The organism is Adhaeribacter aerolatus (assembly GCF_007991635.1).
GTDB lineage: Bacteria > Bacteroidota > Bacteroidia > Cytophagales > Hymenobacteraceae > Adhaeribacter > Adhaeribacter aerolatus.
Genome location: NZ_BJYS01000076.1, coordinates 1 through 1,454, shown reverse-complemented (window position 1 = coordinate 1,454; position 1,454 = coordinate 1). Strand labels below are relative to the sequence as shown.

The following is a 1,454-nucleotide window of genomic DNA, read 5'->3' as shown; positions in this document are numbered from 1 at the left end:
CATGAATCATCCCGGAGTTCAGTAATTGGGATAAAAAAATAGAACCTCTCGTTAAAGTGAAAAGCGATATCACTTAAAAACGGGAGGTTCTTATGTTTTACTTTACTACTAACGGGTCAGCTGCCGGTAGGGATTTACCGGTAGGTGACTTTTTTTGTGAGCGGCTGCAGACTTTTCTTACCCCACTGCTTTTCTTTCTGGACCAGTTGTTAGACCGGCGGCTGGTGAACACTTTTGCCGGGCTCTGTGAGAGCCTTATCCGATTGCGCAGCCGCGCCACGGGTTTATACCTGAGTGAGTTGGGCAGCTATTTACTTTCACCGGCACAAGCCCCGGCGGGGACCAAGCGTATCTCCAACCTGTTAAGAAGTTCTAAGTGGCAAGAGCAGCATTTAATTAACTATTTAGCCCTGCAGGCGCAGGTTTATGCCCAGCAACTGCAGCACCTGAAAAAAGAACTGGTGCTGCTTTTGTGGGATGAGAGTGTACAGGAAAAAGCCGAGAGTCTGCAGAGCGAAGGCTTATGTGCCGTACGCAGCAGCAAAGCTCAGCGTCTGTTAAGAATCAAAAAAGGTTACTATGAGCCCCCTACCCGAAAGCCCGTGCATGTGCCAGGGCTGCGGTGGGTCGGCTTGTTGCTGGCGGGGCTTCAACAGCCGCCGCAATTGGCCCGCTTCCGTTGGTGGAGTAGCCGTCAACCCCAGTTTACTTCGCTGGCACCGGTGCGACTAGAGTTGTTAAACTGGGCCCGGGAACTGTTTGGCCGCACCGTGCTGCACGTCTTTGACCGGGGGTATGCGTCGAAAGAATGGCTGGGCTTGCTCTTAAACCAGCAGGACCGCTTGCTGTTACGCTGGCCTTCGGCTTACAAGCTCTTGGATGGGCAAGGCCGCTTGAAAAGAGCCAGCTTGTTCTCGGTGGGCCGTAGAGCTACTTCTTCCCAAAAAGTGTGGGACCTGGTTGGAAAATGCCAGGTAAAAAGAAGTTTGTTGTGGCAACGCTGCTGGCATGTGGCTTATCAGGATTGCCCGCTTACCCTTATTATCTGCCGGCCAGGTAAAGCCGGTCGCCAGCCCTGGTATTTACTCACCAATGAAAAAGTAGAAACCGATAAGCAGGCCTGGCAACTGGTACACGCTTATGCCCGCCGATGGCAGATTGAACAAAGCTTTCGCTTTTCTAAATCCGAACTAGCCATGGAATCCTGCCGGTTATGGTTCTGGGAAAATAAAATGAAGCTCTTGCAAATAGTAGCGCTGGTCTATGCTTTTCTACTTACCCTTTTAGCTAAAGAGCTCCAGCCCCATATCCAAACCTTGCTCCGAGCGGGCTGCCATAGAACCGGAAAGCGGGCCAGGAACACCCCTAACCCGCTTTACCGTATCCGATTAGCCCTCGCTAACCTCTTTAATCAGTTGAACTTGAATAACATCCAAAGTTCGGGATGATTCATG

At 51.2% G+C, this 1,454-nt stretch carries 1 protein-coding gene; it reads left to right on the top strand.

From position 1 onward, the window contains the following. Positions 1 to 92: 92 nt before the first annotated feature. Complete coding sequence (locus tag AAE02nite_RS26035; RefSeq protein WP_146905808.1) at positions 93 to 1,448, top strand: transposase; 1,356 nt, start codon at positions 93 to 95, stop codon at positions 1,446 to 1,448. The last annotated feature ends 6 nt before the right edge of the window (positions 1,449 to 1,454 follow it).

Bases quoted from the DNA above. Each gene is read 5' to 3' on its own strand.
- AAE02nite_RS26035 (WP_146905808.1), top strand. From the start codon at position 93: ATGTTTTACTTTACTACTAACGGGTCAGCTGCCGGTAGGGATTTACCG.